Source organism: Allobosea sp. CS1GBMeth4, from assembly GCF_900185715.1.
Taxonomy (GTDB): Bacteria; Pseudomonadota; Alphaproteobacteria; order Rhizobiales; family Beijerinckiaceae; genus Allobosea.
Map to the genome: position 1 here is coordinate 1 of NZ_FYAS01000008.1, position 1,447 is coordinate 1,447.

Below are 1,447 nucleotides of genomic sequence, written 5' to 3' on the forward strand. Positions count from 1 at the left end.
CCGCCGGAATAGGTGTTGGTTCCGGTCAGCACCAGGGTGCCGTTCCCGGTCTTCGTCAGGGCGCCGCTGCCGCTGATGTCGCCCGACCAGGACAGGTCGGCATCGGTCTGGACAATGCCGCCGGCCGCGTCGAGCACGACAGTGCGGGCCGAGGTGAAGCTCGCCGTCGTCCTCAGCGTGCCGCCGTCGAGGCTGAGGCCCCCGGAGGCGGCGCCGAGATTGTCATCGGCCGAGATCTGGAGCACGCCGCCGGCGATCGTCGTCCCACCCGTGTAGCTGTTGCTGCCCGAGAGCACGAGGGTGCCGCCGCCCACCTTGACGATGGCCGTGCCGCCGCCGTCGGCGATGGTCGAGGCGATGCCGGCCGTGATGCCGTTGTCGACGTTGAAGGTGCCGGCCGTTCCGCTCGCCGGCGCGATCGCGAGCGTGCCGCCGCCCAGCACATAGCCATTGGCCGAGAACTGCAGCGTGTCGAAGGCCACCGTGCCCGAAACACTGACCGCGCCGCCCGCGGCGCCGGCGAAGATGCCGACCGAGCCGCCCCAGCCGGCATTGGCGCTGCCGGCGCTGTCGGTCCAGTTGCTGCCGAAGCCGGACCAGGTGCCGGCGCCGCCGTCGACGGCGCCGTTGGCCGTGGTGTTCGCGCCGTCCCAGAACTGCAGGGTCTGGCCGGTGCCGAGCACGACGAGGTTGACCTGCCCCGCCACCGCCGTATCGACCTGCGCGCTGGCGATGGTGAAGCCGCCGCGGCTCGAGGTCACGCTCTGGCTGTCGAAGCTGCCGGTGAGCGTGCCGCCATAGTCGAACAGGCGATAATAGCCGGCCGCGGCGGCGCGCGCGTCGAGCGTGCCGCCGAGCGCGAGGTCGCCGGTGACCGAGACGAGGTCGTTGCCGGTGACGGGATCGCTGCCGCCGACCACTCCCGGCGTGTTCAGCTCGAAGAGCGAGGTCGAGCCGCTGTTGAGCGTCAGCGATCCGACCGTCAGCGTGCCGGGGCTGTGGCCCGCCGACAGGGTGCCGTCCACGGTCACGGCCCCGGCGATGCTGCCGGTCCCGGACAGGGTCGCGCCGGCTGCGACCGTCAGCGCGCCGAGCCCGGTCAGCGCGCCGTCGACGCGCAGCTCGCCGGCGGCAACCGTCGTGGTGCCGCCATAGCTGCTGGTCCCGCTCAGCGTCTGCCGGCCGCTGCCCTGCTTGACGATGCCGCCGCTGCCGCCGATCGAGCCGGCGAAGACCTGGTTCGTCGCATTGCCGAAGCTCAGCGTGTTGGCGCCGAGCGTGATGGCGCTGCCGGCGACGCCCGACAAGGCGCCGATGGTCCGGTTGCCGGATGCCCCGCTGATGTCGAACCCGGCGCCGGTGCCGGAGAGGCTGAGACCGCCGCTCGCCGCCAGGCTGCCCGCGCCGCTCAGCGCCAGCGTGCCGTCAGCGATCGTCGTGCCGCCGA

The 1,447-nt window shown here is 72.9% G+C and carries 1 protein-coding gene; it reads right to left on the minus strand.

From position 1 onward, the window contains the following. Positions 1-1,447, minus strand: a 1,447-nt coding sequence (locus tag CS1GBM4_RS04940; protein ID WP_186417587.1) for an autotransporter-associated beta strand repeat-containing protein, incomplete at both ends; no start/stop codon positions are given.